A 4,306-nucleotide genomic window follows, 5' to 3' on the forward strand; every position below is an offset into this window, starting at 1 on the left:
TCGCCTACTACGTCTGCTACGGGCCACGCCGGTCCACCATCGCGGATCTGGCCTGGATCGCCGGAACACGCTGGCGTATCGAGGAATGCTTCCAAGCCGCCAAAGGCCAATGCGGCCTCGACCACTACCAAGTCCGCAAAATACGACGCCTGGTACCGGCACATCACCCTTGCCATGCTCGCCCACGCCTTCCTCGCCGTCACCGCCGCCACCGACCCAAAGGCCCACGCGGCCTGGGCCGAATCACAGTCGCCGAAATCCGCCGTCTCCTGGCGATAGTGCTTTACCCCGCCCGCACCCTCACCCAAGCTCGCCGCCTCCCGCTGGCGCCGACACCACCAAAACCGCGCCCAACAAACCGGCTACCAACGAAATCGACTACCAAGATAACGAACTACAACTGTCGTGCTAAGTCACGCTAGAAATGCCAGGACCCCGACCCCTAAGCAGATCGCCAGCATAGATGCCGCATTCAGAAACAGATTTCGACCGAAATCCCGCGCCGCGATGTGCATCCCTATAGCAGAGAGAAAATACAGCACAAGCGCCACGCATGTCACAGCGGCCAGATATGGCGCCCAGAGCCCGAGAATCAGTCCTGCGGCGGCTGCGAATTTGATAGGCGGCATGACCCACCAAAATCTTTTGGGCCAATTTACACCTTCAAAGCAGTCGGCTATGAACTGGAACGGCTTTATACACATGATCGCGTCACCGAACTGAATACATGCTAGGACCAGAACGGGCCAAACCGGGTCCGGGAACTCAAACATCCAATCCACCCTGTCGTTGTAGTAGGACTTACATGGATAGACGTGATGCTGCCACCTAACGTGACGGTGATGTAAGTCACTTTCTGCGAGAGGGCGGTGGCTGGTAGGGTCGGCTCGCTGACCGCATCCGTCGCTGGCGACGATCGCCCGCCGCGCCGAACACTGAACACGATATGGGTAACCAAGAGTCGACGAGTTCGTGATCGCTCCGGCTTCTCTCCCCGTTGGATCCGGCCTGGACCTGGGCCATCTCACGCCGACACGGCGTCGAATCTCCCACTGCAGCGTTGTCGCTGCGGCCGATCGGACTGCGATTCGGCTGATGGCATCTCACTGTGGGTGTGAACTTCCCCCGGTTTCCCGGAGACTCTGAGAAAACGGGGGAAGCACACTCTCAGCAAGCTGCTGGCCGAAGCGGTGGCAGCGTATTGGCGCGAGCACGGCACCGGCCCGCACTGGAGCGAGGCTGCGGCCGCCCCCGAGGTTGCGCAGTGGTGGATCGAGGCGACTGGCATGGCTTACCTCGGCAGGGACTTCCAACCGGCGATCTTCTTGACGGCCCGGAAATTGGAGTGGATCGGGTTCAACACCCAGGAACGCTCCCTGTGCACTGGGAGGCGGTTCCACCGACGTCACCTCGGCGTCGAAATCTCGAAGGCTCCGCACGAGAACATCGGCTATTTCACCGCCGCCTACATCAGCATCCATCAAGCCGGGTTCCGGTAGTAATCGCGCGGAATGTAACGAAGTTGCCTTGACCGGCGGTGATGGGAGGGTTCGGGCGGGTGTGGTTGGTGCTTGGCTGGCTGTCAAGCAATGCCGGGGACCCGGGGTGTCAGGCATGTCCGGCGGAGCGTATCGCGGTGGTGGTCAGGCGGAAGGGGGGTGGTCGCCGGGCGGAACAGTACGTCGGTGTCGTCGGGGGACGATCTCGGGTAGCCGGGAGCCGAGGGGTGGGTATCCAGCGTGGCACAGGTGCGGCGGGAAAAGTGGGTGGTCACCGTGATAACTGCCGCGTAGCGGGTAACCGTTACCTGTCGGGATCGGTCACCGAGGATGGCGGTCGTCACCGACGACTGTCCGAATGCCGAAATTGCGGCCCTCAGCCGATCGGAGCATCAGCCAGACAGCCATGGTGACCACCGCTGCCGCACGCAACTCGTTCGCCGAGGCCGATCCCCCACCACCCACCTGGCCCGCCCGGTCGATGCTGCTGCGCACGCATGGGCACCGTCGGCGTCTGGACTCGATGCGCAACTGGCGCCGTTGCGGACAGTGGTGCTCGGTGTCGTGTTACTCGCCGCCGGGGTGGTCGCACTGGTTAGGCTGCGTGCGTGGTGGCGTGACTACGGCGGGCCGCTGGTGATCGTCGCCTACCTGCAATATCTGGGCGTGGCCGCGACCATCGCGTGGTGGGGACTGTCTGGTGTCCTACCCCTCCGGGATCGACTCGGCGGGGTAGGACACCAGACAAGGACGGCGGTCGTCACACAGCTGGACCGGGGCGGAAACTGGTGATCGCGCCGATCGACGATTCGACCGGGTGCCGGTCAGCTGCCGAGGCCGGCGGATGCAGCCACGACAGGGCCCGGCCGTGGGGGTGATCGGTGCGATCCTCACCTCGCCGTTGAGGGTGGTCACCGGGGTGATCCGGTGTGCCCAGGCAGTCCGGGATCAAGCCGAGCAGAAGACCCGACCGGACCCCGCGGTCATCCGCGGGCGACTCGAGCAGATCGCCGAAGCCGCCGCCGCGGGCGAGTTGTCGCAGCGGCAAAAGCTCGCCGCCCAGCGACAAGTGTTCCTCCGGATGCGGCGTTACCCGCTGTGACCGAGGCCGAAGGCCTGAACTCATACTCAGAACGCGACCCCCTCACCCCACCGACAAGCGCTCGGTTTTGTGTTCGAAACCGGCAACGTGGCAGCACAGGCCGTGACGGTCTCAGCCGCTTTCGACGCTCTCGGCGTCGGCGCGGGCGCGCAACAAGCCGGCCTGCTCGTCACGGGCCATTCCCATTAGGCGACGAGGGTGAGATGAGCGGCCGCGACCTGGTCGGGGTCGCCTGCTCGCGTCATGAGGCGGGTGATGGCGTCGGCGACCTGGTCGGGCTGTTCGAGAATCACCGAGTGCCCGGCGCCCTCGACTATCACGAGGTCGGAGTGCTCGACGGCCGCGGCCATCGCGACCGAGTGCGACGGCGGCGTCATCAGGTCGCTGCAGCCGCACAGCACCAGTGTGGGGATTCGCGAGAGGACCGTGAGCGCGTCGGTCCGGTCGTAGACGGTGAATTCGCTCAGGAAACTCGCCATCGTGACGATCGGCGTCTCGTTGCGCATCGCGTTGGCCAGCGTCAGCACCCGCGGGCTGACCTTGCGGTCGCCGAACTCGGCGGCACGGATGACGGGGGCGAAGAGTGTGCAGGCCACAGGTTTCGCGTGGTGCATCAGGCCCGGGGCGCGGCGGACGGCCTTCTGGAACGCGGAAACGACCGGGTTACGTAGCAGCCGTCCGAGGCCGGCGTCGGCGAGCCCGCTCGCGGCGGTCGCCAGGAGCGCGGCGCCCACGATGCGGGTGCCGATCTCGTGCGGGCGCTGTGCGGCGTAGGTCAGCACGGTCATGCCGCCCATCGAGTGGCCGACGAGGACGACCGGTCCGGTGGGGGCCACCGCGTCGAGAACGTTCTGCAGGTCGCGGCTGAGCTGGGCGAGGTTGTAGGTCTGCCGGGGGGCCGCGGCGGAGTCGCCGTGTCCGCGGTGGTCGTAGGAGACCACCCGGTAGTCGGGGTATCGGCGCAGCAGCGCGTCGCGGATGTAGGTCCAGGACTCACTGCGCAGGCAATGGCCGTGCAGGAGGACGACGGTGCGGTCGGCATCGCGCGGACCGTACTCGCGAACCGCGAGAGCGACGCCGTCTGCGGTCCAGACCGTGACACGCCGTTGCGCCACGGTGGGGATGGTGGTGCGGATCGACATGAGCGGCTCCGGTTCACTGGCGGGGAGGTGTTCTGCTCGCTGCGCGACAACCATCCTCATCGACCAGGTACCGGCCGACATGCGGCATATACCTATCTACGGTCATGCGATCACCTATTCACGGCTGCCGAGCGGCGTTCAGATGAGTCGCACTCGTGTGCATCTGGGGTACTCCAGATACACGCTCGACAAATTGATTCCGGCCCGACCGCCGAGAACTCACGCGAAGTGGGCGTTATCCGTTGGGTTGGGGCCCCATCGGGGGGAGCCTCCGGTTGTCGACATCGGGTGTGTTGGAACTGCGTTGGACACCGCCGGGCTCGCCGTTACGTTCCCGAGCGCAGCTGGGTGTGCAGCCGCTCATACTTGTCCGCATCGTGCAACTCTCCCGGTGTGAACGGGGAAGGCTCGCCACCCATCTGCTGATACCGCTGCCTCATCGGTTCCAGATCGAACAGGTCCACCGGATCGATGTCGGCGCCCGACTGTTCGAGCTTGTCCTGCCACTGTCGGTAGCGGTCGCTTCCCGCCTTGACCTCATCGGCCCACTGCGACGACGACGT

At 65.2% G+C, this 4,306-nt stretch carries 6 protein-coding genes and 1 pseudogene; 4 read left to right on the plus strand and 3 right to left on the minus strand.

The genetic code is table 11. The annotated features are described in order from the left end of the window. A pseudogene (locus ACWEO7_RS38230) lies at positions 1 to 279 on the plus strand (IS701 family transposase); the annotation flags it as partial. 134 nt (positions 280 to 413) lie between these two features. On the opposite strand, the gene ACWEO7_RS38235 reads toward ACWEO7_RS38230, so the two are convergent. Further along, complete coding sequence (locus ACWEO7_RS38235) at positions 414 to 773, minus strand: DoxX family protein (RefSeq protein ID WP_452430585.1); 360 nt, start codon at positions 771 to 773, stop codon at positions 414 to 416. Positions 774 to 1,190: 417 nt separating this feature from the next. Here ACWEO7_RS38235 and ACWEO7_RS38240 point away from each other — a divergent pair, with 417 nt between their 5' ends. The 3 genes from ACWEO7_RS38240 (at position 1,191) to ACWEO7_RS38250 (ending at position 2,601) form a co-directional block, all read left to right on the plus strand. After that, entirely contained in the window at positions 1,191 to 1,499 is a 309-nt protein-coding gene (locus ACWEO7_RS38240) for a hypothetical protein (RefSeq protein WP_452430587.1), read from the plus strand. 540 nt (positions 1,500 to 2,039) lie between these two features. Beyond that, the gene (locus ACWEO7_RS38245; RefSeq protein WP_452430589.1) at positions 2,040 to 2,291 is read left to right on the plus strand and encodes a hypothetical protein; all 252 of its coding nucleotides are present in this window, start codon (positions 2,040 to 2,042) and stop codon (positions 2,289 to 2,291) included. Positions 2,292 to 2,343: 52 nt separating this feature from the next. Further along, on the plus strand, positions 2,344 to 2,601 hold the full coding sequence (locus ACWEO7_RS38250; RefSeq protein WP_452430591.1) for a gas vesicle protein GvpG: 258 nt from the start codon (positions 2,344 to 2,346) through the stop codon (positions 2,599 to 2,601). Between the two features lie 185 nt (positions 2,602 to 2,786). On the opposite strand, the gene ACWEO7_RS38255 is transcribed toward ACWEO7_RS38250, so the two are convergent. Both ACWEO7_RS38255 and ACWEO7_RS38260 read right to left on the minus strand, forming a co-directional pair. Further along, positions 2,787 to 3,743, minus strand: coding sequence for an alpha/beta fold hydrolase (locus ACWEO7_RS38255; RefSeq protein ID WP_452430593.1), 957 nt, complete (start codon positions 3,741 to 3,743; stop codon positions 2,787 to 2,789). A gap of 326 nt (positions 3,744 to 4,069) precedes the next feature. After that, on the minus strand, positions 4,070 to 4,306 hold a 237-nt coding region (locus ACWEO7_RS38260), incomplete at its 5' end, for a hypothetical protein (protein WP_452430594.1).

This window comes from Nocardia sp. NPDC004260, from assembly GCF_053603155.1.